The 25,216-nt window shown below is 45.3% G+C and carries 16 protein-coding genes; 6 read left to right on the top strand and 10 right to left on the bottom strand.

Annotation, left to right across the window (positions count from 1 at the left end):
- Positions 1-2: 2 nt before the first annotated feature.
- Entirely contained in the window at positions 3-851 is an 849-nt protein-coding gene (locus X939_RS0108620) for a polysaccharide deacetylase family protein (RefSeq protein WP_229236032.1), read from the bottom strand.
- A gap of 44 nt (positions 852-895) precedes the next feature.
- On the opposite strand from X939_RS0108620, the gene X939_RS0108615 reads away from it, so the two are divergent.
- On the top strand, positions 896-2,116 hold the full coding sequence (locus X939_RS0108615) for a metallophosphoesterase family protein (protein WP_025762858.1): 1,221 nt from the start codon (positions 896-898) through the stop codon (positions 2,114-2,116).
- 348 nt (positions 2,117-2,464) lie between these two features.
- Here X939_RS0108615 and X939_RS0108610 read toward each other — a convergent pair whose 3' ends face one another.
- The 5 genes from X939_RS0108610 to X939_RS0108590 all read right to left on the bottom strand — a co-directional run bounded on the left by X939_RS0108610 (position 2,465) and on the right by X939_RS0108590 (position 11,081).
- Positions 2,465-2,848 (bottom strand): TraR/DksA family transcriptional regulator, encoded by a 384-nt coding sequence (locus X939_RS0108610; protein ID WP_374754295.1) that lies wholly within the window; start codon positions 2,846-2,848, stop codon positions 2,465-2,467.
- Between the two features lie 175 nt (positions 2,849-3,023).
- The gene (locus tag X939_RS0108605) at positions 3,024-4,004 is read right to left on the bottom strand and encodes a pyruvate dehydrogenase complex E1 component subunit beta (RefSeq protein ID WP_025762856.1); all 981 of its coding nucleotides are present in this window, start codon (positions 4,002-4,004) and stop codon (positions 3,024-3,026) included.
- Between the two features lie 179 nt (positions 4,005-4,183).
- Complete coding sequence (locus tag X939_RS0108600) at positions 4,184-5,059, bottom strand: transglutaminase family protein (protein WP_229236031.1); 876 nt, start codon at positions 5,057-5,059, stop codon at positions 4,184-4,186.
- A complete protein-coding gene (locus tag X939_RS0108595) occupies positions 5,046-7,598 on the bottom strand; it encodes a circularly permuted type 2 ATP-grasp protein (protein WP_025762854.1) in 2,553 nt (850 codons plus the stop codon). Before X939_RS0108595 ends, X939_RS0108600 begins: the two co-directional genes overlap by 14 nt.
- A gap of 69 nt (positions 7,599-7,667) precedes the next feature.
- Positions 7,668-11,081 (bottom strand): transglutaminase family protein, encoded by a 3,414-nt coding sequence (locus tag X939_RS0108590; RefSeq protein ID WP_025762853.1) that lies wholly within the window; start codon positions 11,079-11,081, stop codon positions 7,668-7,670.
- Positions 11,082-11,368: 287 nt separating this feature from the next.
- Here X939_RS0108590 and proC point away from each other — a divergent pair, with 287 nt between their 5' ends.
- The gene (proC, locus tag X939_RS0108585; RefSeq protein WP_025762852.1) at positions 11,369-12,172 is read left to right on the top strand and encodes a pyrroline-5-carboxylate reductase; all 804 of its coding nucleotides are present in this window, start codon (positions 11,369-11,371) and stop codon (positions 12,170-12,172) included.
- A 353-nt stretch (positions 12,173-12,525) separates the two neighbouring features.
- The gene (locus X939_RS0108580; protein WP_025762851.1) at positions 12,526-15,075 is read left to right on the top strand and encodes an adenosylcobalamin-dependent ribonucleoside-diphosphate reductase; all 2,550 of its coding nucleotides are present in this window, start codon (positions 12,526-12,528) and stop codon (positions 15,073-15,075) included.
- 75 nt (positions 15,076-15,150) lie between these two features.
- On the opposite strand, the gene purB is transcribed toward X939_RS0108580, so the two are convergent.
- Positions 15,151-16,506 carry an adenylosuccinate lyase gene (gene purB / locus X939_RS0108575; RefSeq protein WP_025762850.1) on the bottom strand — a complete coding sequence of 452 codons (1,356 nt, stop codon included), beginning with the start codon at positions 16,504-16,506 and terminating at the stop codon, positions 15,151-15,153.
- Between the two features lie 161 nt (positions 16,507-16,667).
- On the opposite strand from purB, the gene X939_RS0108570 reads away from it, so the two are divergent.
- Both X939_RS0108570 and X939_RS0108565 read left to right on the top strand, forming a co-directional pair.
- A complete protein-coding gene (locus X939_RS0108570) occupies positions 16,668-17,408 on the top strand; it encodes an MIP/aquaporin family protein (RefSeq protein WP_025762849.1) in 741 nt (246 codons plus the stop codon).
- A gap of 39 nt (positions 17,409-17,447) precedes the next feature.
- Positions 17,448-17,936, top strand: coding sequence for a heme-binding domain-containing protein (locus tag X939_RS0108565; RefSeq protein ID WP_025762848.1), 489 nt, complete (start codon positions 17,448-17,450; stop codon positions 17,934-17,936).
- A 91-nt stretch (positions 17,937-18,027) separates the two neighbouring features.
- On the opposite strand, the gene X939_RS0108560 is transcribed toward X939_RS0108565, so the two are convergent.
- From X939_RS0108560 to X939_RS0108550, 3 genes are all read right to left on the bottom strand, one after another.
- A complete protein-coding gene (locus X939_RS0108560; protein WP_025762847.1) occupies positions 18,028-20,208 on the bottom strand; it encodes an FN3 associated domain-containing protein in 2,181 nt (726 codons plus the stop codon).
- Positions 20,208-21,662 (bottom strand): DUF1501 domain-containing protein, encoded by a 1,455-nt coding sequence (locus tag X939_RS0108555; RefSeq protein ID WP_025762846.1) that lies wholly within the window; start codon positions 21,660-21,662, stop codon positions 20,208-20,210. Before X939_RS0108555 ends, X939_RS0108560 begins: the two co-directional genes overlap by 1 nt.
- Before the next feature lie 82 nt (positions 21,663-21,744).
- On the bottom strand, positions 21,745-24,066 hold the full coding sequence (locus X939_RS0108550; protein WP_025762845.1) for a PSD1 and planctomycete cytochrome C domain-containing protein: 2,322 nt from the start codon (positions 24,064-24,066) through the stop codon (positions 21,745-21,747).
- A gap of 199 nt (positions 24,067-24,265) precedes the next feature.
- Between X939_RS0108550 and X939_RS0108545 the strand changes: the two genes are divergently transcribed.
- Positions 24,266-25,186 (top strand): DUF1338 domain-containing protein, encoded by a 921-nt coding sequence (locus tag X939_RS0108545; RefSeq protein WP_025762844.1) that lies wholly within the window; start codon positions 24,266-24,268, stop codon positions 25,184-25,186.
- Positions 25,187-25,216: the final 30 nt, after the last annotated feature.

The following is a 25,216-nucleotide window of genomic DNA, read 5'->3' as shown; positions in this document are numbered from 1 at the left end:
AACTAGTTTTTCACCAGATCGGACATTCGGTAAAATTTTAAATTACCGATTTTGGCTTCTTTAAGGATGCCTTCCAGCAAGCCAATATCAAAGCCGTATTGTCCCTGTTTTGCTTTACCTTGGAGAGGTTGGTGGCCAAACAGCATGAGGGCGGTCCCTGTATTTTTCGCTTTCTCCATAGCCTCCTTGATGGAGTCAATATCCACCCTGGCATCCATATCTATGGACAATGCATCTACGATAGGCGCCTGGTCAAAGGAATAGTAAATCCAGGGCATAATCCGTGGTGCCATCTGGTAAAGGGGAACGCCCTTGTATTCCCTACGTGAAAGGGCTACATCCCGCAGAATCTGAAAACCTTGGGCCAATAATACCGAATCTACCCGGGAATTGTGGTTGCCTCCAGGATGGGCGTAAGAGGTGGGGTAGAATCCTGCAGCACGCATATATCCTAACCCTGGCGTTAATTCTGTTTCAATATATCCCTCCGGACCATGGGCAGCTATCATTTCCGTAGCACGGCCATGTATGGTGCCATGAAATCCAATTTCATGCCCGTCGCTCTCCAATTCCTTTAACAACCGAATCTCACGGGTGGTCAGACTATCGGGACAGGTTATAAAAAAAGTAACTTTGGCATCATACCGGTCAAAAAGTGGCTTTAAAGCATACCAGTCTTCAATAAAGTGGTCGTCGAAGGAAATGGCTACACCCGCTTTAGAGACATCGCCTGAGCCCGAAATACAACCCGTAGCGATTAATGCCAGAATAACCCAACTATAAAGTGGGACGATAGAATACCCCGGAGTCCGAAAGCCCCCCATCCGAAATCTTACCTTGGTATATTTCAATTCTGTACGTTGATATGTTAGTTTTGCTAAATTAATGATTGAATATGAAAATACTGCATACCGCCGACTGGCATATTGGGAAAAAATTGGACTTGTATTCGCGTCTGGACGAACAACGTTTGGTGCTAGCTGAAATCTGTGATATCGCAGATCGGGAGTCGGTAGATGCCGTAGTAGTTGCCGGTGACCTCTTCGACAATTTCAACCCTTCGGCAGAAGCAACTGAGCTATTATATAGCACGCTTCACCGTCTCTCCGACCAGGGACGCAGGGCAGTGATTGCTATAGCCGGCAATCATGACTCCCCGGAACGCATCCAGGTTCCCGACGCCCTGGCACGGGTTTGCGGAATTATATTTGTAGGGTACCCCAACACCCAAATTCCCCAATTTACTACCCAGGGTGGCATTGCTGTTACGAAAACAGAGCCAGGATTTTTTGAATTGATGCTCCCCGCTTGTACTTTCCCCCTGCGTGTCGTACATACTCCCTATGCTAATGAGCAACGGCTAAAGACCTACCTGGGTAGCGACAAAGAGGAAGAGGCCTTGCGTACCGATCTACAGCATCATTGGGACACCATTGGCTCAACACACCTTGATGCTAATGGGTTTAATCTTCTGGTAACTCATCTTTATGTGATGAAAGAAGGGGGAGAGGCCCCCGAGGAGCCAGAGGACGAAAGACCTATCCTGCACATTGGGGGCGCTCAGGCGGTATATACTCATAACTTCCCTTCACAAGTGCATTATATTGCATTGGGTCACCTACATCGTTTCCAAACCGTGGATAGTCAACCTGCACCCTGTGTGTATGCGAGTAGCCCATTGGCTTACAGTTTTTCCGAGGCCGACCAACAAAAATACGTTGTCATCCTCGACGCCGAAATGGGACAATTAAAGGAATATCGTAAGCTTCCGCTCTTATCCGGTAAGAGACTCAAAAGAGCGAAATTCTATCAGATCGATGAGGCTTGTGCCTGGCTGGAGGCCAACCAAGATGCGCTCATTGAGCTCACGATATTTTCGGACTCTTACTTAGAAGCCAGTGACAAGAAACGCATGACCGACGCCCATACAGGCATTATCCAGATAATTCCACAGATCAAGAATATAGATACTCCGGATGATTCCTCCACCATAGACCTAAGTTTAAGTATGGATCAATTATTTGAGGCTTATTTCAAAAGTAAAAATAAAGGTCAGGTACCTTCAGAGGGATTGATGGAAGTATTTAAGGAAGTTCTGGGAGCTCAAGAGGATTAATATGGATATCTACTCTCCATATTCATGGGCTAGCTTGACAAATTGATTGAAGGTTACAACTTCAAAGCAACTAAACCAGCCGTCCAAGCGGAGACCTGCGGATTCGCTTTTGTGCATGGCGATCATTAACAGTTACCAGGGCACTCCCTCTAACGCCCTAAGCTTTAACTTTTGAAATGGAAGCAACGTCTCTGATATCAAATAATAGTTGTCACCAGATTCACTGAAAGCCATTACAAAAGGCCCAAAATTACGGGGCGTACCTCAATACCCGATTTGGGTGAAAACGAAAAGACGGCATATCAACTGAGGGTCAATATACCGTCTTCATCCTAAAGTTTTTTGAAACTAATTAGCCCTCTTCAATTTGGCTTCAATAGTTTGTTGTGTATGTGGTACAATGCGTAGTCGCTCTTTTGGAATTAACTTCCCTGTATCGATACAAACACCGTAGGTGCCATTCTTGATACGCACCAAGGCATTTTCCAACTGAATAGAATACTTCTGCAACCTGGAAGCCAATTGGCTTAAATTTTCACGCTCACTGGCATCGGCACCATCTTCCACGGCCTTCGTGGATCCCGAGGTGATATCCGTTCCTGTGTCATTCTTTTTGCTCAACCCGGTTTTAATGTAATTAAGCTCATTCATGGTATTTTCAAGCTTAGTACGTATAAGCTCTTCAAATTCCTTTAGTTCTTCTTCTGAATAACGGGTTCTTTCTTCTTGCATAATCTTCAATGATTAATTTAGGCTAACAAGTTAGTCAAATGTGAAATTACACATTTCTACTTAAAGGTACGTTTGCAAAGGAGGGGAGCAATTACTCCATTTTCCACCAGTTCGGCACTTCGTTGAGTAAACAACAGGGATGCTATAAAAGGTTTTACAGCATCCCATTATTTAATTATTTATACATCACTTGCTTCACAGCTTCTACTACCCGTTTCTGACTAGGCAAGATTTCTTCAATCAGGGTCGGAGCGTAAGGCAATGGCACATCGCGATTCGTAACTCTGATTACCGGAGCGTCCATATAGTCGAAGGCGTGGCGTTGGATATGGTAGGTAATTTCTGTCGAAATCGAGGCCAAAGGCCATGCTTCTTCTACCACTACTGCTCGGTTGGTTTTCTTCACCGACTCGATAATGGTGGCATAGTCGATAGGACGAACCGTACGCAGATCGATCACTTCCACATCGATACCCTCCTTTTCAAGTTCGGCTACCGCAGGATTAACCACTCTAGGAATCATTTTACCGAAAGAGATGATGGTAACATCCTTACCAGAGCGCTTTACATCTGCTTTCCCCAAAGGAATAATGTATTCTTCCTCAGGAACCATCATTTTATCTCCATACATCACTTCGGACTCCATGAAAATTACGGGGTTGTTGTCGCGAATGGAAGCTTTTAGCAGCCCTTTGGCATCGTACGGATTGGAAGGTACGACTACTTTCAAGCCAGGAGTATTCGCAAACCAGTTCTCGAAGTTTTGCGAATGTTGTGCCCCTAACTGGCCAGCATTTCCAGTAGGCCCTCTGAAAACGATGGGACAGCCATATTGGCCGCCTGACATGGAAAGGATTTTGGCTGCGCTGTTGATAATCTGGTCTATGGCGACTAGCGAAAAGTTGAAAGTCATAAACTCGATGATAGGGCGCAAACCATTTCCTGCAGCTCCTACTCCAATACCTGCAAAGCCAAGCTCAGCGATAGGCGTGTCGATTACACGCTCAGGACCAAACTCATCAAGCATTCCCTGGCTGGCTTTGTAAGCACCGTTATATTCGGCAACTTCTTCACCCATCAGAAATATATTTTCGTCCCGACGCATCTCTTCCGACATTGCGTCGCGAATGGCATCTCTAAATGCTATTTCTTTCATCCGTAATTTTATGATTATTAATTCACAGGCCAACTAAGTTCCAAAAGCATACCTACTTTCATTGCTCTATTTACTTCCTGTATTACTACTGGTTTCAAACACTCGCGTAAAATTAGAGAAACAAGGCCAATTCTCAAATTCTTTCAAAAAAAGCAATCCATTAATTTGACGCATAATCTCTAACTAAGGGGGATCACGTCCACTTCTACCTTTAATTTTTGCTGACCGGAGCTAAAAATAATCCCTTTCATGGGGGGTACATCACTATAGTCTCGCCCCCAGGCAGTGATAATATGCCGGCTACCAGGAACCAAATTATTGGTAGGATCAAAGTCACACCACCCGTATTGAGGGATATATACCGATATCCAGGCGTGGCTAGCGTCGGATCCCTGCAATTTTGCGCTTCCCGGCGCGGGGAGGGTTTCCAGATACCCACTTATGTATCGCACCGGAAAACCCAGCCCCCGAATACAAGCAATGGCCAGATGAGAAAAATCCTGGCAGACACCCTTTTTCGCCGCCAATACTTCTTTGATTGGTGTGTTTACCGTAGAGAATTGAGGAGTAAAATCGAAAACCACGAAAATTTTTTGACAAAAAGTCTTAACACAATCATACAAGGGGCGATGATCCTCAAAGCAGTCCTTTGCAAAAGACACGATCTCTTCATCCCATCTTACCATAGGACTGGCCAGCATGTATTCCAGCATTTTAATGCGCAAAGAACGGTCGTGGGCCAGCAAATCCTTGGCCTCTTTACAAGTAATAGCAGGATTCATCTTAACATCGGCAATAGCTTCCCTTTGTACCAGACTGGTGGCCGTTACCGATAGTTCAGTATGGGGCCGGTGCAAGGAGAAATAATGTGTACTGTTACCGTAGAAATCAGTCCTCTGGACAATTTCGGCGGGAGCAGGATCTATATCCAGCTGAAATGATTCACACTCCTGCCCCAGCATGGTCTTGGGTTCGAGGCATAACAGACTCTGATACCCTGTCACCAGACTGGGATATTTGTAAATAGTTTTATGGATAAGTTTATATTTCATCATCTTCCTTGGGAATAACAAAAGAATGCTGCATAAAGCTATGACTAAAATATAGGTTGGTCAATTCCACCGAAACCTGCTTTACCAGATCGCTTAGCCGCTCCAGCAAATCAACAAGTCTCTGGCGCTCCCCTCCCCCGTACACTAATGCGAGCTGTGTGACATCAGCAAGCTCAACCGTGGAAAGAGCCTTCAAAATTGCTTTTCCCGCTGCATTCAGGCGCTCCTTCTCCGATGTTCTTGGCAAACTTTTCAAACATTCATCCAACTCTTTTAACATACTCACAATAGAAAAAGGATGGGCTTTTTCTAATAAGACCATATCTAACATCGGGACCATATGCATCTGGGACTTATACAACTGGCGGTAATTGACCAGTAAATGCTGATTTAGTAGAACCGCTTCCACTAGCTCTTCCTGAGCAGTTTCCTGTTGCTGCAGGCAGAAACAGTATTTGATAACGGTAAGCTTCCCCAAAATACGTTCGATAAGTTTACCGGCATTTATTAAGGAGTAACTATGATCTCGGGGCATTGTTTCGGCAACAACACCTAGAAAGGTAAACATATTACTATAAAGCGAGTCCATATGCTTCTGGACGTTATGCTTGGTCACCGCTTCGGATTTTTGGGTCAGACTGTAACCATTTTCTATCTGATCAATAATTCGCCACACTTCTATATCCCACTGATTGCGTACTGAGCCTACCGCGTTGAGAAAGTAGGTAATACTGGCAGCGATAGAACCTACCCGCCCCTGATTGATAAACACATCAATAATTTCGGGATAAGGGTCCATGGATTCGGCATTACCTTCCAAAAATCCTGGTCTGGTTGCCGTTAAATGCGTCAGGGTTTGCAGCAATACCTTGATATGATCGGGCTTGGAAGTACCTGCGAAGTTGCGATCGAGGTTGAGTACGTTAACCAGAATATTCATAAATTTTATTCCCCCCATGGCACGCTCACAATACCGCCCCACCCAGAACAAATTCTCAGCACTGCGACTGGGAAGGCTTACCTGCTTAGGGGCTACTGTCAATCCGGGCAGCTTTATTTTTTCATTGCGGCGCTCCAGTTCATCGGACACGATCCAGGTATCCTTCGAAAGCCCCCCTTGCTGGTTAGAGACAACAAATCGATCCTTTACCGATGAACTTCTGGTAAGGCCGCCTTCCATCACCCGGTAACCTCCTTCCCCATCACTGACCATAAATGCCCTTAAAGCCGCATTTCTTGGCACGATCTTCCCCTCCACTAAAGAGGGTGTTGTCGACAAGCTAACCTCCTCCTGCGCCACATAATCGTGGGGGGCCCGCAGAATCTGCCGCTTCAGAATCTCCCTATCCTTGGCGGTAAGCATACGCCCGTATATGGATGGGAACTTGGATTTTCGATTGGCTTTTTTTATTATTAATCCGCCTAGGTTGTCCAACACATAACGTAACTCCTTAGCATGCCCACACCACCAGGTAGCTACAGAAGGCATTTTCAATTCCTCTCCTAAGAAATACCTACTGATATTGGGCATAAATGCCAAAAATGCATGGTTTTCAACCAAACTGACACCAGGAGGATTCATCACTTGTACCGTCCCTTTTCTGATAGCCTGAAGGAGTCCAGGAACTCCTAATTGAGAGTCTTCTCTCAACTCAAGCGGATCGGACCAGTCATCGTCTATACGCCTGACTATTACATCAACACGCTGTAATCCATCAATAGATTTCAGATAAACGGTACTATCCCGCACCAACAAATCTTCTCCCTGAGCCAGGGTATAGCCCAGATAGGAGGATAAATAGGCATGTTCGAAATACGATTCATTTCGGGGTCCGGGTGTAAGATATACGACATTGGACGAATCTTCCCCGCGTTCAGAAAGGGAAAGAACACGCTCCTGGACCCCACCAAAATAGGGAGACAACTTCTGAATATGCATTCCCTCGGCTAGCTCAGGAAGTAGTTTGCTGGTAACCAAACGATTTTCCAGAGCATAGCCCGATCCGGAAGGAGCCTGTGTACGATTATCGACGATCCACATACGCCCATCGGGCCCTCGCGACATGTCGGCAGCAAAAAGGGACAGCACCGGTCCCTTCCCCTGATACAAATCCGTGCAGGGCCTAAAAAAACCGGTGTTGGCGTAAAGCAGCTCAGCAGGAATCACAGCATCTTTAACCAGGTTTTGAGGCCCGTATAGATCTTTCAAAATCAATTCCATGAGTACGGCCCTCTGTTCAAGGCCTAAAGTGATTTCCCTCCATTCCTTTTGCTCTATCAGAAAAGGTATGGGATCCAGACGCCAGGGCCTTGCGGGCCCTTCTGCCGACTCATAAACGTGATAGGTTACTCCATTTTCTTTCAGCTTGGCAATGACTTCCTGATTGCGCTGGACAAGGTCGTCCATGCCCAAACGCTGCAGATTGGCAAAAAGAGCCATCCAATGAGGCTTAATTACCCCTTTGGAATCAAGTACTTCATCATAAGAATGTAGCGTATTTTTATAATCCTGAATGAGATTGGCAGTAGCTTCGGTAAACATAAATATTAACAATTAAACGTCCCTCCTAAATCATTCTAAATCAAAAAGGGACGTGGAGGTCAAGCACCCCTATTTCGCCTTCCAGAACTTGCGCAGATCGAGTGTATTGGGATATTCTGCATCGATCAACTCTTTAGGAGCATCCGCTTTTAACTCTTTCTTGGTTTCGGCTACGAATCTGGATACAGCACCGCTCTCCTTGGTGACTATGGGGATCTCTCCCTGGGTCGTAGGTGTATGGCCAAAGCCCTGGAACAAGCTGATTTTTCGGGATTCCGCCTCGAAACTATTGACGGGATAACGATCAAAGCTTCTACCGCCGGGGTGCGAAACAAAATAAGTACAACCGCCCAATATACGGTTATTCCAGGTATCTACAATATCGAATACCAACGGAGCATCTGCTCCAATGGTAGGATGCAGGGCCGATGGCGGATTCCAGGCTTTATACCGTATGCCTGCCACATACTCCGATTTCACTCCCGAACTACGCAAAGGCACTCTGCACCCATTGCAGAGCAGTAGATGACGACCTTCTACAAAGCCATTTATTTTTACCTGAAGGCGCTCCAAAGACGAGTCTACAAAACGGGCAGTTCCGGAACTCGAAAGCTCTTCGCCCAGAACATGCCAGGGTTCAATACCTAAACGGAGCTCTAACTTGATATTATCGACCTGAATACCACCATAATGCGGAAACCTAAACTCAAAGAAAGGATCGAACCAAGAGATATCGAAGTCGTAACCGGCCTCCTTTAAATCATTTACCACGTCAATCATATCTAAATATGCAAAGTGAGGTAAGAGAAACCGGTCATGGAGCTCGGTTCCCCAGCGTATGAGCTTATGTTTATAGGGTTTCTTCCAGAACTTGGCAATTAGTGCACGAATCAAGAGAGTCTGCACCAGGTTCATATGTTTATGAGGAGGCATATCGAAGGCTCTAAATTCCAAAATCCCCAGCCTACCCGTGGAGGAATCCGGAGAGTACAGCTTGTCCATACAAAACTCTGAACGATGGGTATTTCCGGTTATATCTACCAACAGATTTCGAAATACGCGGTCCACCATCCAGAAAGGAATTTCCTTCCCCTCCGGGATTTGGTCGAAAGCGAGTTCAATCTCATAAAGTCTTTCATCACGGCCTTCATCTATTCTTGGGGCCTGACTGGTGGGGCCTATGAATGGTCCAGCGAATAGATAGCTTAACGCCGGGTGATGTTGCCAGTAAGTTATAAGGCTTCGGAGCAGGTCAGGGCGTCGCAATATGGGACTGTCAGCAGGGGTGGCACCTCCGATGGTCACATGATTTCCCCCTCCAGTACCCGTCTGCCGTCCATCAACCATAAATTTCTCTGTCCCTAAACGAGCGAAGAAAGCTTCTTCATATAAGGCACTGATATTATCCACCAATTCGGTCCAGTTTTTTGCCGGATGGATATTAACCTCAATAACCCCAGGATCTGGCGTCACATTGAGTTTTTGGATCCGACTATCAGATGGTAATGCATAGCCCTCAATGCGTACTGGGCATTTTAGTTTTTCTGCCGTAGCTTCTACGGAAGCAATCAAATCGAGATACTGCTCCAGATAATCGGTCGGGGGTAGAAATACGTAGATAATTCCCTCCCTCTCTTCTACGGTCAGAGCCGTTCTGATTACCGGGACTTCAAACACTACCTGCTCGTCTTTTTTCTTATCGCCTTTCTCTTCCTTATCCACAGCCGGTTGGGCCGCAGGAATGGTATAGGCACTAGAGATACGACCATACCGATCCTTAACGGCTTTATGGAAGTCGGGCAGACTGGGTAAAACTTCGAAAGGGCTCCGTTCTACTGGGGGCTCCTGTTTGTCTGAAGCCACCTTAGGGAGAGAATCCAAAGGAAGCCTGAACCCCATGGCAGAATTACCAGGAATCAGAAAACAGTGTCCTCGACGAAATGTCCAGGGGCAACTCAACCATTCCTGACTTTTATAGTCCCACTTCAGAGGCAGAACGAAACCGGCCGGATGATTAAGTCCCTTCTCCAGTAAGCGCGCGAGCGTCCGTCTTTCTATCGGATCTTTAAGATTAACTTTTAAGGGATCAATATTAATTGGAAGCTTTTCTTCCTCCATGGCCCAAAATACTGGATCTTCATAAGTTGCCATGAGATTGCTCCGATCGATACCTAGGAAACTGGTAAGCTCCTGGGCAAAAACCTTAGCGTCTTTATAATCTCGCTTCGGATCATCTTCTTTGGCCACCAGTGCATCATTATTCCAAATAGTTGCCCCGTCTTTTCTCCAGTAGAGTGCATATTGCCAGCGGGGGAAAGGTTCTCCAGGATACCATTTGCCCTGGCCGAAATGCATTAACCCTCCAAATGCGAAGCGATTTTTGAGGCGTAAGGAAAGGTCATAGGCTAGCTTACGCTTGAGGGTTCCGTCGGCCGCTGTATTCCACTCTGGCGATTCATAGTCATCTATTGAAACGAAGGTGGGCTCTCCACCCATGGTAAGCCTGACATCATTCTCCTGTAAGTCTCTTTCCACCACTTCTCCTACGGCCATTACGTTGGCCCATTGCGCTTCGGAATAGGGTTTGGTCACCCTGGGATCTTCGTGGATCCGAAAAACTTTGTTTTCAAATTCGAAACTTACCTCACAACGGTCGGTGGCTCCGGTTACGGGTGCCGCACTTTGGTAGTCAGGAGTGCAGCTCAAAGGTATATGTCCCTCACTGGCAAACAGGCCCGAGGTAGGATCCAAACCAATCCAGCCTGCCCCTGGCACATAGGCCTCTGCCCAGGCATGAAGATCAGTAAAATCCTCTTCGGGCCCCGAGGGCCCATCCAAGGACTTAAGGTCGGAGGTTAGCTGAACCAGATACCCCGAAACGAAACGAGCAGCAATCCCCAGGTTCCGGAGCAGCTGAACTAATAACCAGGCCGAATCCCTACAGGATCCAGATCGGGATGTGAGTGTTTCTTCGCAGGTCTGAACACCCACTTCCATGCGAATATTATACTGAAGGTAATTGTAGATTTTCTGGTTAAGATACACCAGGAAGTCTACCGTCTTCATATCTTGAACATTACTGGCCTCCTGTACCCATTGCATCAACGAATTTCCGTTCTCAGTGGGTTTTAAATAAGGCCCCAGCTCATTCTGCAGTCCCGCTTCATAGGAAAAAGGATAAAGCTCTGCATATTCTTCCACAAAAAAATCGAAGGGATTGATAACCTGTAGCTTAGCCATCACCTCCACCTCTATTTCTAATTCGGTAGTTTTTTCCGGAAAGACCACCCGCGCCTGATAGTTCCCAAAGGGGTCCTGCTGCCAATTAATAAAATGATTCTCAGGTTTTATCTTTAGGGAATACCCCTCTATAGCCGTTCGCGAGTGAGGCGCAGGGCGTAACCTGAAAATATGAGGTGACAATGAAACATTACGATCAAATTTATACTTTGTTTTATGCGAAATAGCAACTTTTATAGCCATAATTGAATCATTACAAGGAACAGGTTTTATTTTGAATTCTCGATAAAAATATACGTCAAATTACTGTACAGCCCCTACATTTTAAAATAAATATAAGACAAAGATTCAATTTACAGAATAATCCTCCAACCAGCACTATAAATTCGATTCTTCATTACCAACCGGTCGAAATATTAATGTCAAAAAACAAAACCAGTTAAATTGAGCCTTCTTTCTACTTTATATATTAAATTCGATCTTTCTAGCCTTTACCCAAAAAAGTATTTCATCCTTTCCTAATTCATTAAATGAAAATTGCAATTATAGGCTGTGGCAACATGGGAATGGCCTTCGCCAAGGCATTCTTAAAGTTTGACCTCGTCAAAAAAGAAGATTTTTTACTAGTAGAAAAGAGTGATGACCGACTCGAGAAGCTAGCTAGTTTTCAACCAGGCGTAATAACCGGCACGATAGGCCCTAAGCTCGCCGAATATGATCTGGTGATCTTATCGGTTAAGCCTCAGGACTTTCATTCCGTGGCTCCGTCGCTCCAGGAGGTTATGCGTTCCGATCAGGTAGTATTATCGATTATGGCCGGAATTACCATTCAAACGATCCAAAAGGCCTTACAACATGCTGCTGTAATCAGAGCCATGCCCAATACCCCGGCCATGTTAGGAATGGGTATTACAGCCTATGCCGCCTCGCCTGAGGTAAACCTGAACCATATGCGTAAGATCGAAAATCTGATCAACGCCACTGGCCGATCTGTCTTTTTGGAAGATGAGGCTCAACTTAACGCGGTTACCGCCCTAAGCGGAAGCGGACCAGCCTACTTCTTTTATATGGTGAAGGCGATGATCGATGCCGGCAAGGCCATGGGCTTCGAGGAATCGGTTGCTGCACTCCTAGTCAAACAAACCATGCTCGGCTCCTACCACCTGATCCAGACAGCCGACCGCTCCCTGGATGAACTGATTACGGCCGTTACTTCTAAAGGCGGAACAACTGAAGCAGCCCTTAACCAATTTGTAGCGGGGGGACTAGCCGAAACGCTCAAAAAGGGAATTGAATCGGCTCAAAAAAGGTCCGAAGAACTTTCAAATGGCTAAGGCTTACAGCCTCCCATAAGTGTTCATGCAAAAGACCTGATTTTTCTTCTTTTGCATGAACTTATTTGGTCCAGACTTGTTAGTATTAGCCCATCCAATACAGGCTATTATCCGAATTTCGACTTAATACTCCAATAAGAATCGAACACAGCTAAAACTGTAGCAGAAACTCCCCATCGCCATCCCCAATTATTTCATTTTTTTGTAAAGGAAATTGACCTGGAAAAATACAAGTGCCTTATTATCATAATATTATAAAAAAGTTTGGAGAACTTTTAAACAAAAGCGCTATCGATAGTTTATAATTCTGTAAATTTGCGACCTACATTTTTGTCACGAAAACACACCACAGAATGGCCATCGAGATAGAACAATCCGCCAAAACTTACAGTACAGAGGAAGCCTACGAGGCTTCTTTAAAGTATTTTAAAGGTGACGACCTTGCAGCCAGGGTTTGGGTAAATAAATATGCCCTAAAAGATTCATATGGACATCTATATGAGGCTACTCCTGACGATATGCACCGTCGGATTGCCGGGGAAATAGCACGCATAGAGAGTAAGTATCCTAATCCGCTTACTGAGGAAGAAATATTCGGACTGATTAAGGATTTCAAATATATAATTCCGCAAGGGAGTCCTATGACGGGCATAGGAAACCCCTACCAAATCGCTTCCTTGTCCAATTGCTTTGTAATCGGCAATAATGGGGAGTCAGACTCCTATGGAGGCATCATGAAAATCGATCAGGAACAGGTGCAGTTGATGAAGCGCCGGGGCGGAGTAGGTCATGACCTCTCACACGTACGCCCCAAAGGTTCGCCGGTAAAAAACTCCGCATTGACCTCTACCGGAATCGTTCCATTTATGGAAAGGTACTCCAACTCCACACGGGAAGTAGCGCAGGATGGTCGCCGGGGTGCTCTAATGTTATCCGTAGCCATCAAACACCCCGATTCGGAGAGCTTTATTGATGCAAAAATGGAGCAAGGGAAAGTCACTGGAGCCAACGTATCGGTGCGGATCGATGACGCTTTTATGGAAGCTGTAGAAAGTGGCAGCAGCTACACCCAGCAATACCCCATCCATGGTGATTCGCCCCTTTATCAAAAACAGGTAGATGCTGCAGTACTTTGGAAAAAGATTATCCATAATGCCTGGAAGTCGGCCGAGCCCGGTATACTTTTCTGGGACACCATTATCCGGGAATCTGTTCCCGATTGTTATGCCGACCTAGGCTATCGCACGGTTTCAACAAATCCGTGTGGAGAAATCCCCTTATGTCCATATGACTCTTGTCGCCTACTAGCCATCAACCTATTTTCATATGTAGATTCACCATTCACTGCTCAGGCGAATTTTAATTTTGAACGATTTAAGAAACATATTGCCGCTGCACAGCGCATTATGGATGACATAATTGATCTGGAGCTAGAGAAAATAGATGGTATCCTCCTGAAAATCGACCAAGATCCGGAAGAGGATGAGGTGAAAAGAATTGAAAAAAACCTATGGTTAAATATTCGCACAAAGGCCCTTGAAGGACGTCGTACCGGAATAGGCATTACCGCAGAAGGCGATATGCTGGCCGCCTTAGGCTTACGTTACGGCAGTGATGAAGGAACGGAATTCTCTGTAGAAATTCATAAGACAGTAGCTTTGGAAGCGTATCGTGCTTCGGTGCATACGGCTAAAGAGCGGGGAGCATTCGCAATCTTTGATGCGGAAAGAGAGAAAAACAATCCTTTTATTCTCCGGTTAAAGGAGGCTGACGCCCAACTATATTACGAAATGCTTGAGCATGGCCGACGTAATATAGCCTTACTCACCATAGCCCCTACGGGTACCACCAGTCTGATGTCTCAGACTACTTCAGGCATCGAACCCGTATTTATGCCTGTATATAAGCGCCGCCGCAAGGTAAACCCTAATGATAAGGATAGTCGCGTCGATTTCGTTGATGAGGTTGGCGATTCTTGGGAGGAATATGTGGTCTTCCACCACCGTTTCAAAGAATGGATGCAGGTAAATGGGCACGACACCAGTATCAATTACTCTGAAAAAGAATTGGAAGAACTGGTAAGAATTTCTCCTTATTATAAGGCTACGTCCAATGATGTCGACTATCTGAAGAAGGTGAAAATGCAAGGTGCTATTCAAAAGTGGGTGGACCACTCCATTAGTGTTACTATCAATATGCCCAATGAGGTGACCGAAGAGACAGTAGGACAGTGTTACCTGGAAGCCTGGAAATCTGGCTGTAAGGGCGTTACGGTTTATCGCGATGGATCTAGGTCTGGTGTATTGATTTCTAACTCAGAAAAAAAGGAATCCCCCCAGGCAAGTAATACTCCATTTCCAACTACCAGGCCTCAGACTTTGAAGGCAGATGTGGTTCGCTTCCAGAATAAAAAAGATAAGTGGATAGCCTTTATTGGCCTAATCGACGATCAACCCTATGAGATTTTTACCGGATTTTCTGATGATGAAGATGGTATCCTCATCCCTCGTTGGGTCAATGAAGGATTAATTATTAAGAACCGGGAAGCCGATGGGAGCTCTCGTTACGACTTCCAATATAAAAACACCCGGGGGTATAAAACCACCATAGAAGGCCTGTCTCATAAGTTCAATCCTGAGTATTGGAATTATGCCAAACTTATTTCCAGCACTCTGCGCCATGGTATGCCAATCGAAAAAATTGTCGACCTTATTGGTAGCTTGCAACTCGATACAGAGTCGATCAATACTTGGAAAAACGGAGTTACCCGTGCGCTGAAGCGCTACGTTCCAGATGGCACTGAAGCTACCAAACAGAAGTGCCAAAACTGTCAATCAACCAATCTGATGTATCAGGAAGGTTGCCTGACCTGTAAAGACTGCGGGTCCTCAAAATGTGGCTAAGCTGGTAAATTATAATAAAAGAAAAGGCCTTCTGGTGATCCAGAAGGCCTTTTCTTTTATTATATATAATGGAAATCAGTGCGTATCTTCCACAATTCCCAAATAGTTAAAGGGGGTAATCTGGCGCAATTCTTCGCGAATCTCTTCGGATACATCCAGCGTTTCTACGAAACGAGAAATGGCCTCCTGATTAATCTTTTCGTTAGTCCGGGTCAATGCTTTCAAGGCCTCGTAAGGTTTTGGATAGCCTTCCCGACGTAGAATAGTCTGAATCGCTTCAGATACTACCGCCCAGTTATCTTCTAATTCAGACTTCAGTCGGTCGGCATTCAGTTCCACTTTTCCTAAACCTTTAATTAGAGAGTTCAGTGCGATCACCAAATGCGAAATAGGCACTCCTATATTGCGAAGGACAGTGGAATCAGTGAGATCGCGCTGTAAACGAGAGATAGGCAACTTGCCAGCAAAGTGCTCAAATAAGGCAGAAGCCATACCGAGGTTACCCTCCGAATTCTCAAAATCTATAGGATTTACCTTATGAGGCATCGCCGAAGAACCAACTTCTCCTGCCTTTATTTTTTGCTTGAAATAACCCATGGAGATATAGGTCCACATGTCCCGATTGCAATCCAAAAGAATGGTATTGATTCTTTTCAGGTTATCAAATAAGGCGGCTAAATTGTCATAATGTTCAATTTGAGTCGTATGCCTGCTGCGTACCATGCCCAAGCTCTCTACAAACCGATGACCAAATGCCATCCAATCCTGCTGGGGATAGGCCACATGATGGGCATTGAAATTACCGGTAGCTCCACCGAATTTGGCAGAATAAGGAATTTTATCCAGCATCTCCAGCTGACGCTCCATTCTTTCTACATACACTAAAAATTCCTTTCCAACTCTGGTAGGCGAAGCCGGCTGACCATGCGTATAGGCTAGCATCGGTACATTTTTCCATTCGATAGACATGCGCTTGAGCACAAATAATACCTGACGGAATAAAGGCTTTACCTGGCGCTCCACAGCATCTTTCAGAGATAGTGGGATAGCCGTATTATTGATATCCTGAGAAGTCAAACCAAAATGAATAAATTCAGAGTAGGCTTCAATTCCTAATTTCTCGAATTGCAGCTTGATAAAGTATTCAACGGCTTTAACATCATGATTGGTCTCCTTTTCAATTTCCTTAATCTGAAGTGCATCAGCCTCACCAAAATTCTGGTAAATCTGACGCAAGGAAGGATAAACTTTCTTGTCGACGGATGATAATTGGGGGAGGGGAATTTCGCATAAGGCGATAAAATACTCAACCTCTACATATACCCGGTAGTAAATCAGCGCATATTCCGAAAAATAACTAGAAAGCTCCGAAACTTGCTTGTAATAGCGGCCGTCGACGGGAGATATAGCCGTAAGTTGGTTCAATAACATGATAGTCAGTACTAAAATAATAGATTATATGACAAAGTTAGCAGATTTCGGCGTCCTATACTGGTAAACCTCCCACGAATTATTCTTTCTATAAATTGTAGGCGAAAAATTAAAACTATTCGCATATTCGCAATCACATTAATAACCTTACCAACTTCATGATGCAACCCACTCCATTTTTAGGCGAGCTCATTGGCACCATGGTCCTGATTTTATTAGGCAATGGAGTCGTGGCTAACGTCGTATTAAACAAAACCAAAGGCCAGAATGGTGGCTGGATCGTTATTACTGCTGGGTGGGCTTTTGCCGTTATGGCAGGAGTCTTTACGGCCACCGCTCTGGGTAGTCCCGGAGCCCACCTCAACCCGGCCGTGACGATTGGCTTTGCTTTTTTACAACAAGACTTCAGCCTAATTACTACCTTTATTCCTGCTCAAATATTAGGAGGCATTCTGGGCGCTACTATCGTCTGGATCCAATACTACCCCCATTGGGCTGTTACTGACGATCCAGGGGCCAAGCTCGCCTGTTTTGCCACCGGGCCGGCCATCCGTGCTACAATCCCTAATTTCTTAAGTGAATTCATTGCTACAGGAATGCTCATACTTGGGATAGTGGCCATAGGCTATTCTAATGTCATCGGTGCGGCACAAGGGGGCATTCCTCCGGCTTTAGGTCCCTATCTGGTAGGTATGTTGGTATGGAGCATAGGGCTCTCTCTGGGCGGGACTACGGGCTACGCTATCAATCCTGCCAGGGATTTGGGCCCCCGAATCGCCCATACTATTCTGCCTATAGCCAACAAAGGAACTTCCGACTGGGGTTACGGATGGATCCCGATTGTAGCACCCCTGCTGGGAGCAGCCATTTTCGGATTGGTACTTCGTTTATTTTCTTTTTAAATTCGACCTTTTTTCTAACCTAATCCCAAAGATATTACGATGAAAAAAGTTTTGATTGCAATACTCCTGATATTGGTAGCCATTCAGTTTATAAGACCAACCCCCAATGTTTCGGCTGAAATGAGCCTTAATGATGTAGAAGAACATTATTACGTACCCGAAGGGGTAAAGATAAGTCTGGACAAAGCCTGTAGAGATTGCCATTCAAGCAATACCCGTTACCCTTGGTATAGCCAGATCCAACCCGTCGCCTGGTGGCTCAACAGCCATATAGAAGATGGAAAAAAACACTTTAATCTCTCGGAATTTGCCGCATATTCCCCCAAGAAAGCCGACCATAAACTGGAAGAGCTAATAGAGTCCCAAACGGACCATTGGATGCCCTTAGAGTCCTATACCTTTATTCATTCGGAAGCTAAACTAACCGAAACCGAAAGACAGGAAATGATTGACTGGGCCACCGCCCTGAGAAGAGAAATACAGAAGTCTCACCCGGAAGAATTCGGAAAAACATTGGAACAACAATAAGTATTACTACCCCGATTTTTATTATAAATACCCAAACAGTATGGATTAAAGCCATTCCGTTTGGGTATTTAGATTTTCTGAATGTCAAGATTTAATTGACCAGAATTTCGTCTATAAATATCCAAGCCTTTTCACCCTTCCCCCGGTGCCACTTCGGCAATTTGGCAAGAGGTCGGGCCAGTACTTTAAAACAGGTATATTGGGCGGAAGGAAACTCTGCAGTATAGGACTCATTTGCCAGATCTTTCGATTTTTCTCCTGGGATTTGTGGCTGAAGAACCTTTAAAAGCTTCATGCTCTTCTCCTCTACCCCTCCCCATACTTCAACCCTGGTGGGTGGGAAGATATATGAATCCAGTTTTCTTAACATACTGATGGTAATACTCTGGGCTTGTATGGGTTTATCGAAATACAAAAAGGTTTCAAAATCGCTATTACGGTATCCCAGCCATTGGCCCGAGCCCATACTAGGCCCACTTTTGATACCATCCTTCAAAGTTCCTGCTCCATGGGCCCTATACTGCTTTTCAGGCTCGTAAACTAATCGGACGCTGTCGATAGGCACTCCGGCAATAATAAATAATTTTTCCTGCTCCTTGCTCCCGTACCAACCCTCTTTATAAGCCTTCGTCCTCAAGGTGGTATTTTTTTCTACCCGAATAGGTTTCTGATATTCTAATGCCCGAATACTATCGGGTTCGGTACCATCGAGTGTATATCGAATGGACACGCCTGGAATCTGATGCCGGATCCGGATCAGGTCCCCCCTCTTTAATATGGTCTCCTCATTTTCGATGGCTGGAGGATTCAGCGCCAATATAATCGTATCACCTTTAAAGCCCGTTTCGAACCGAGGATTCGGGATGCTTCGGAGCTTCTGTATTTCCTCGTTGCTAAGTCCTGTGCTCCATACGTAGACGGTTTGTAAAGCAGGTAGTTGTTTTAAGGCTTCCAGCTGATCCAATTTCAGACGAGTACCACTCAGGGAAAGCTCTCGTAATTTCCTTAGGCCCTTTAGTTCAGCTAGTCCCCCTCCTTTCAAGTCTGTAAAGTTGAGAATTAAGGTACGCAGTTCAGTGAACGAGCCTATCAATTTCAAATCCGCATCCTGCACTGGCATTTTGCTCAAGTCCATTTGTACCACCTGTTCCTTAAGCGGCAATAAATCTTTAATATCCGAGGCTTTGAAGCCAGCTCTATTATAAAAATTCACCATCAAAGCGGGAGATTCCGTAGCCAGTGGGCTAATAATTCTATAACTCGTATTTAACTTCTCGATCTGATCGGCACTGGCCGCAGGGAAATCATATATTTCCTCTGGTCGCCCCCCTCCAATTAACTTTTGAGCATAAGTATAAATGGGATCGGTAGCCTGCAAGTCCGCAACCCTCAGGTCGAAACGCGAACCCGAGCGCACCCAAGCCGCCAAAAGCATAACCTCTTCATCTGAAAGCTGAGGTTTTCCACGAGGAGGCATATGCTTTTTATCGTCTACCGGCAAATGCAAACGGCTGATAAGCAGTCCAAGATCGGCTTGGGCAGTATCCCATAACATGCCGCTCTTCCCCCCTTTAATCAGTAGCTCCTGGGTATGCAGGCGTAAATCTCCCTTTGTCTTCTGGTCATTGTGACAAGAATAACATTTCTGTTCCAGAATAGGCTGAACCAGATCATCATAAACCAGAGCTTGCTGGATATCTATCTTAATTTCTGATTGTTGCTGAGGTATTAATTTGGCAGTAAGAAAATCTTCTCCATGCGTTAGGTTTCCCCCAAGATGTCCCCCAACCATCAATACGACCACCATCAATCCTGCGGCTAATTTGGCAGATATCCGCCAGGGAGGCAGATAGTCAAGGAAACTATACCAGACGACACTCCCAATGGAAATGGCCACTCCCAGCCATTTATGCCAGGCCAAGGCCTGGGCATCGTAGCCTTCTTCTTTAGACAGGATGAATCCGGAAAAAGCAGCGATAACGGCCGTAAAGACTCCTAATAAGAGCAAAATCCTGGATAAATCTGGATGCCAGTGTTTGGACTCCGGCTTTTTAGTGATAATCACCCAACTGGCATATAGCAGTAGTATAACCAATGGGAAGTGTAGCACCAATGGATGCATTCTTCCTATCGGCTCCATCCAAGAAGGCACCAGGAATTGCTCTTCAAAAAACAAAAGGAATATTAACAGACCATTCAAAAAGAAGGCGATATTATAAAATACACTCTTCCAAAAGGAGGAGATAATAGAGTCGTGGGCTGATGGGGTCATTAGGCGATAATATCCTTTACAATTTTTCCGGCAACGTCGGTAAGTCGATAGCGACGTCCCTGATGTTTGAATACGAGTTTTTCGTGATCCAGACCCATCTGATTCATGATGGTGGCATGAAAATCGTGAACATGAACCGGGTCTTTAACAATATTATATCCAAAGTCGTCTGTTTCTCCATATACAATTCCCGGCTTGATGCCCCCTCCGGCCATCCAGACGGTAAAGGCTCTGGGATGATGATCCCGGCCATAATTATCCTTGGTGAGCGTGCCCTGACAGTAATTAGTCCGGCCAAATTCTCCTCCCCAGATCACCAGCGTTTCGTCTAACAAGCCACGTTGTTTCAGGTCGGTAACCAGGGCCGCTGAGGCCTGATCCGCATCCATGCACTGTCCTCTAATTTCATTGGGTAGCCCCCCGTGACTGTCCCAGCCCTGGTGGTAAAGCTGGATAAAACGCACCCCTTGTTCCGAAAGTTTTCGGGCTAGCAGGCAATTGGCGGCATACGTACCCGGCACCAGGCATTCGGGGCCATACAGCTTCACGATAGATTCCGGCTCCTTACTCATATCTGTAATTTCCGGAACTGCGGTCTGCATGCGATAGGCCATCTCGTATTGCTGAATTTTCGTAGCAATCTCCGGATCGCCAAATTCGTCCAGGGTTCCCTGATTAAGTTCAGCAAGTTTGTCCAGCATCTTCCGCCTTTGTTGCCGGTCCATACCTTCAGGATCGCCCAGGTATAGTACCGGATTCTCTCCACTACTAAACTGAACCCCCTGATGAACTGAGTCTAAGAAACCATTGGTCCATAACTTGGAATACACCCCCTGACCATTTCCCTTACCCCTGGAAAGCAGGACGCAAAATCCTGGCAAATTCTTATTTTCACTACCCAGTCCATAACTTAACCAGGCTCCCATACTAGGCCGGTTGCCTACCTGAGCACCCGTCTGAAAGAATGTCAACGCCGGATCATGATTGATTGCCTCTGTATGCATAGATTTTATAAAACATAGGTCGTCGGCGATGCCGGCTGTATAAGGGAGGAGTTCACTTATCCAGGCCCCTGACTTCCCATATTGTTTAAAATTGAACATAGAACCCGCCAAGGGGAATTTTGCTTGGTTGGCCGTCATGCCCGTCAGGCGTTGCCCCCCTCTGATAGATTCGGGCAGATCTTCCCCATGCATCTTATTGAGCATTGGTTTATAGTCGAATAGATCTAGTTGAGACGGTGCCCCATTCTGAAAAAGATAAATTATACGCTTCGCTTTAGGAGCAAAATGGGGCAATCCCGCGATAATTTCGCTAGGATCTGCCTCCCCACCCTTAAAAATATCGGGAATAAGCATCGACCCCAAGGCTGCACTGCCCAATCCCATGCTAAGCTTAGACAGGAAGTGCCTGCGGTTGGTATTCATTCCAAAATCAAATATTTGTTTTTCCATATCATTGCGCTAATTTTTTCATTAAAATACCTAAGGGTATTTTTCCAAAATGATGGTAAATACTCTTTATCCTACCTATTCTCTAGGACTTTGTAATGGTTTCCTCCATATTGTATAACATATTGATTACCCGCATCATCGCCGCTGTCTCTTCTTGCTTCACCTTGGCCTGGTGGGGGTATTCTCCTACGGCAAGCACTTGCTCAGCTCCTTTTTTATTTTTTGCAAAATAGGATGCCTCTTCCTTGTAATATGTCAGCAAAAGGGTCATCTCTTTTTCCGTTGGCTGGCGGCAGACTATTCGCTGAAACGACTCCCTGATTTTCTCTTCTACTTTGCTATTTTTTAGCATCATATGTTCAGCCATAACCCGGGAGGCCTCCAGGACTGTCGGGTCGTTGAGCATCACCAAAGCCTGTAAAGGCGTATTCGTATTGGTGCGCTGAACCTCACACTGATCCCGGTTACTGCCATCGAATATGATCATCGTTGGCGGGGGGACAGTTAGCTTAATAAAAGTATACATGCCACGACGATACAGCTGGTCACCCTTGTCTTGTATATAAGTCGCCAGCACACCTCTTCCCGATGTAGCGGATTCCCAGAGTCCTTTTGGTTGATATGGCTTTACACTGAAGCCGCCAATTTTTTGGTTGAGCAGGCCGCTGGAAGCTAGCACAGCATCCCTTATAAACTCAGCGGGAAGTCGTACTCTTGAACCTCTGGAAAGATAAATATTGTCCGGATCCTTTTCTGTTTTTTTAGGATCAGCCACTGCCGACTGCCGATATGTAGCAGACATCACGATTTGCTTCACAAGGCGTTTCATGTCCCAGCCATGATTCATAAAATCGACTGCGAGCCAATCTAAGAGAGCAGGATGGCTGGGTAAATCCCCCTGCATTCCAAAGTCACCAGTACTCTTCACAATGCCCTTTCCAAAAAACTCCTGCCAAATCTGATTGACAAATACCCGGGCGGTAAGCGGATTTTCTTTGCTCACCGTCCATTGTGCCAAACCTAATCTGTTTTGAGCATAGCGAGTGGTATCGAATTTCATAACTGCCTTTAAGGCCTTTGCCGTAACGACTTTCCCAGGCGCATCATAAACCCCTCTATCGAGAATATGAGTAGGACGAAGCGTTTCATTTTCGCCCATTACCGATACCAAAAGTCTACTCGTATCCGCATGATTGATAAAACGAAGCTTATCTTCTATCTCCGCCTTGGTGATGGTAAGAATGGGCGTCTTTGCAGGAACACTCTGGGAAACATCCCCCTCGAATCCTTTTTCCTTGGAATTATTGAAAAAGGCAAACATCCGATAATAATCTTCTTGTGAAATAGGATCATATTTATGGTCGTGACACTGGGCACATTCTACCGTAAGTCCCAAAAGTCCGGAACTATATGTCTTAGTTTTGTCCAGGTTATACTCTATTCGGTACTCCTCGGGGATGACCCCTCCTTCCTCCGTATATTTATGATTACGCAAAAAAGCAGTCGCCAGAACCTGTTCTTTGTTTGCATTGGGCAACATATCACCAGCCAACTGCCAAGTGACAAATTTGTCATAAGGCATATTTTCATTAAAAGCCTTGATGACCCAATCTCTCCAAGGCCACTGAGTCCGGATCTCGTCATCCTGATAGCCATAAGAATCGGCATAACGAGCGATATCCAACCACCGTACCGACATTTTTTCACCAAAGGCCGCTTTAGAAATCAGGGCATCTACAATTTTTTCGTAGGCTGATCCCGAATCATCCTTTTCAAATTGCTGCTGGAGAGCCAGAGAAGGGGGAAGACCATTCAGATCGAATGACAAACGCTTGAGTAAATAGGCCTTTTGGGCAGTAGCGCTAGGGGCGAACCCCTGCTCCTCCATTTTGGCGAGGACGAAATAATCAATTTCGTTTTTGGGCCAGTCGGTATCCGATACTTCTGGAAGCTTACCTTGCTTAGGGGCAGTGAAAGCCCAGTGATTTTCATATTTGGCCCCTTTTTCAATCCATTCCCTCATCAACGCTATTTCGTCTTCATTCAGTAGCCCCAAATGTGATCCTGGGGTTGGCATTTGATATTCCGGATCCAAGGAGGTGATTCTTTTGAAAACTTCGGATTGCTCAGGACTGCCAGGTACGATGGCAAATCCATTGCCATCTTTTAATTTAGAATAGGCTCCCTCAGCGACATCCAGCCTTAATCCAGCCTCTCTTTTCTGGGCATCCGGTCCATGACAAGCAAAACATTTATCTGAAAGTATGGGTCGAATATGAAAATTGTACGACACTTCTTCCAGGTCAGTGCTCGTTTTCAGCGTCCCGTTTTTTTGGAAGCAGGAAACAATCATAACCCCTAGTGCTAACAGTCCTATTGAAGCCAATAGAATTCGTCTTAACATATCGCAAAACCATTTAATTGTAAATTTTTTCTTACTTTAATGATAATTTACAAATTTTACAAAAAATATGCAAATTATCAGATGTTTTATTAAAATAAATTAAAAACAGGGCAGGTAGATCATCGCGCTTGCAGAAATTCATTAGCTAGAAGCAGAAAAATGTCCTTATCTAATTGTCTAAAACAAAATAAATCACACTATGAAACATAAATCTGACACACCCCACTCCACGCTCGACTACGTTCTTAACGGCCTGATGAGCAGGTATAAAGAACGTGTACCGGCAGTTTCTCAAATATTTAAAGCGATGATTCAGGCAGGCATTATCGACGATAGTTCGGAAATAGAGAACGACCATATCGCCTTCCGCACCTTAGGAGTACCTCATTTAGGAGTCCAGTCGTTTGAGAAAATATTCCTCCACTACGGCTATCAAAAACGTGACCGTTATTTTTTTGAAGGAAAAAAGCTTGATGCCTGGTGGTACAGCCCCCCAGCGGAAAGCTATCCCCGAATATTTGTTAGCGAACTCCGGGTCGGCGATCTGTCGCGAGAATGTCAGCGTTTCATCGGGCGCTATTCCAGTGAAGTAAAAAGTGATCCGGTCGACTCATTGGATTTGGATGATGGACCCGCCGTAGATCAATTCCTGCATAGTCCTTTATGGAGCACGCCCTGTATCGACGACTATAATACCTTACTGGAAGAAAGTGAGTATGCGGCCTGGGTAATATTCAACCGATACTACCTTAATCATTTCACCATAAGTCTGCACAATCTTCCTACAGGTTATAATACCGTCGCAGAATTCAATGTATTTTTAGAAAACCATGGCATCCGACTCAACAGTGCGGGAGGAAAGATTAAAACCAGCCCAGATGGTGGCTTAATCCAAAGCGCCACGGTGGCCCAGATGATTGAAGCGGATTTCGCAAAAGAGGAGAAACGTTTTATTGCCGGCTCATATGTTGAGTTTGCCGAACGAAAGGTTCTCCCACAGTTTCAAAACCTAAAAAAGTCAGATATCGACAGGAGCCATCGCCGTGATGGTTTTGAAGCGGCCAATGCCGACAAAATCTTTGAGAGTACCTATAGTACACAAACGGCTCTGGATTTCTAGTGCATCACATACCCATACCAGAAGCCTTTT

The sequence above is a fragment of the Dyadobacter tibetensis Y620-1 genome (assembly GCF_000566685.1).
Classification (GTDB): Bacteria; Bacteroidota; Bacteroidia; order Cytophagales; family Spirosomataceae; genus Dyadobacter; species Dyadobacter tibetensis.
This window is presented reverse-complemented; position numbering and strand designations above follow the sequence as displayed.

Coding starts and splice junctions, on each gene's coding strand:
- X939_RS0108615 (WP_025762858.1), top strand. CDS start 896: ATGAAAATACTGCATACCGCCGACTGGCATATTGGGAAAAAATTGGAC.
- X939_RS0108610 (WP_374754295.1), bottom strand. CDS start 2,848: ATGCAAGAAGAAAGAACCCGTTATTCAGAAGAAGAACTAAAGGAATTT.
- X939_RS0108605 (WP_025762856.1), bottom strand. CDS start 4,004: ATGAAAGAAATAGCATTTAGAGATGCCATTCGCGACGCAATGTCGGAA.
- X939_RS0108600 (WP_229236031.1), bottom strand. CDS start 5,059: ATGATGAAATATAAACTTATCCATAAAACTATTTACAAATATCCCAGT.
- X939_RS0108595 (WP_025762854.1), bottom strand. CDS start 7,598: ATGTTTACCGAAGCTACTGCCAATCTCATTCAGGATTATAAAAATACG.
- X939_RS0108590 (WP_025762853.1), bottom strand. CDS start 11,081: ATGGCTATAAAAGTTGCTATTTCGCATAAAACAAAGTATAAATTTGAT.
- proC (WP_025762852.1), top strand. CDS start 11,369: ATGAAAATTGCAATTATAGGCTGTGGCAACATGGGAATGGCCTTCGCC.
- X939_RS0108580 (WP_025762851.1), top strand. CDS start 12,526: ATGGCCATCGAGATAGAACAATCCGCCAAAACTTACAGTACAGAGGAA.
- purB (WP_025762850.1), bottom strand. CDS start 16,506: ATGTTATTGAACCAACTTACGGCTATATCTCCCGTCGACGGCCGCTAT.
- X939_RS0108570 (WP_025762849.1), top strand. CDS start 16,668: ATGCAACCCACTCCATTTTTAGGCGAGCTCATTGGCACCATGGTCCTG.
- X939_RS0108565 (WP_025762848.1), top strand. CDS start 17,448: ATGAAAAAAGTTTTGATTGCAATACTCCTGATATTGGTAGCCATTCAG.
- X939_RS0108560 (WP_025762847.1), bottom strand. CDS start 20,208: ATGACCCCATCAGCCCACGACTCTATTATCTCCTCCTTTTGGAAGAGT.
- X939_RS0108555 (WP_025762846.1), bottom strand. CDS start 21,662: ATGGAAAAACAAATATTTGATTTTGGAATGAATACCAACCGCAGGCAC.
- X939_RS0108550 (WP_025762845.1), bottom strand. CDS start 24,066: ATGTTAAGACGAATTCTATTGGCTTCAATAGGACTGTTAGCACTAGGG.
- X939_RS0108545 (WP_025762844.1), top strand. CDS start 24,266: ATGAAACATAAATCTGACACACCCCACTCCACGCTCGACTACGTTCTT.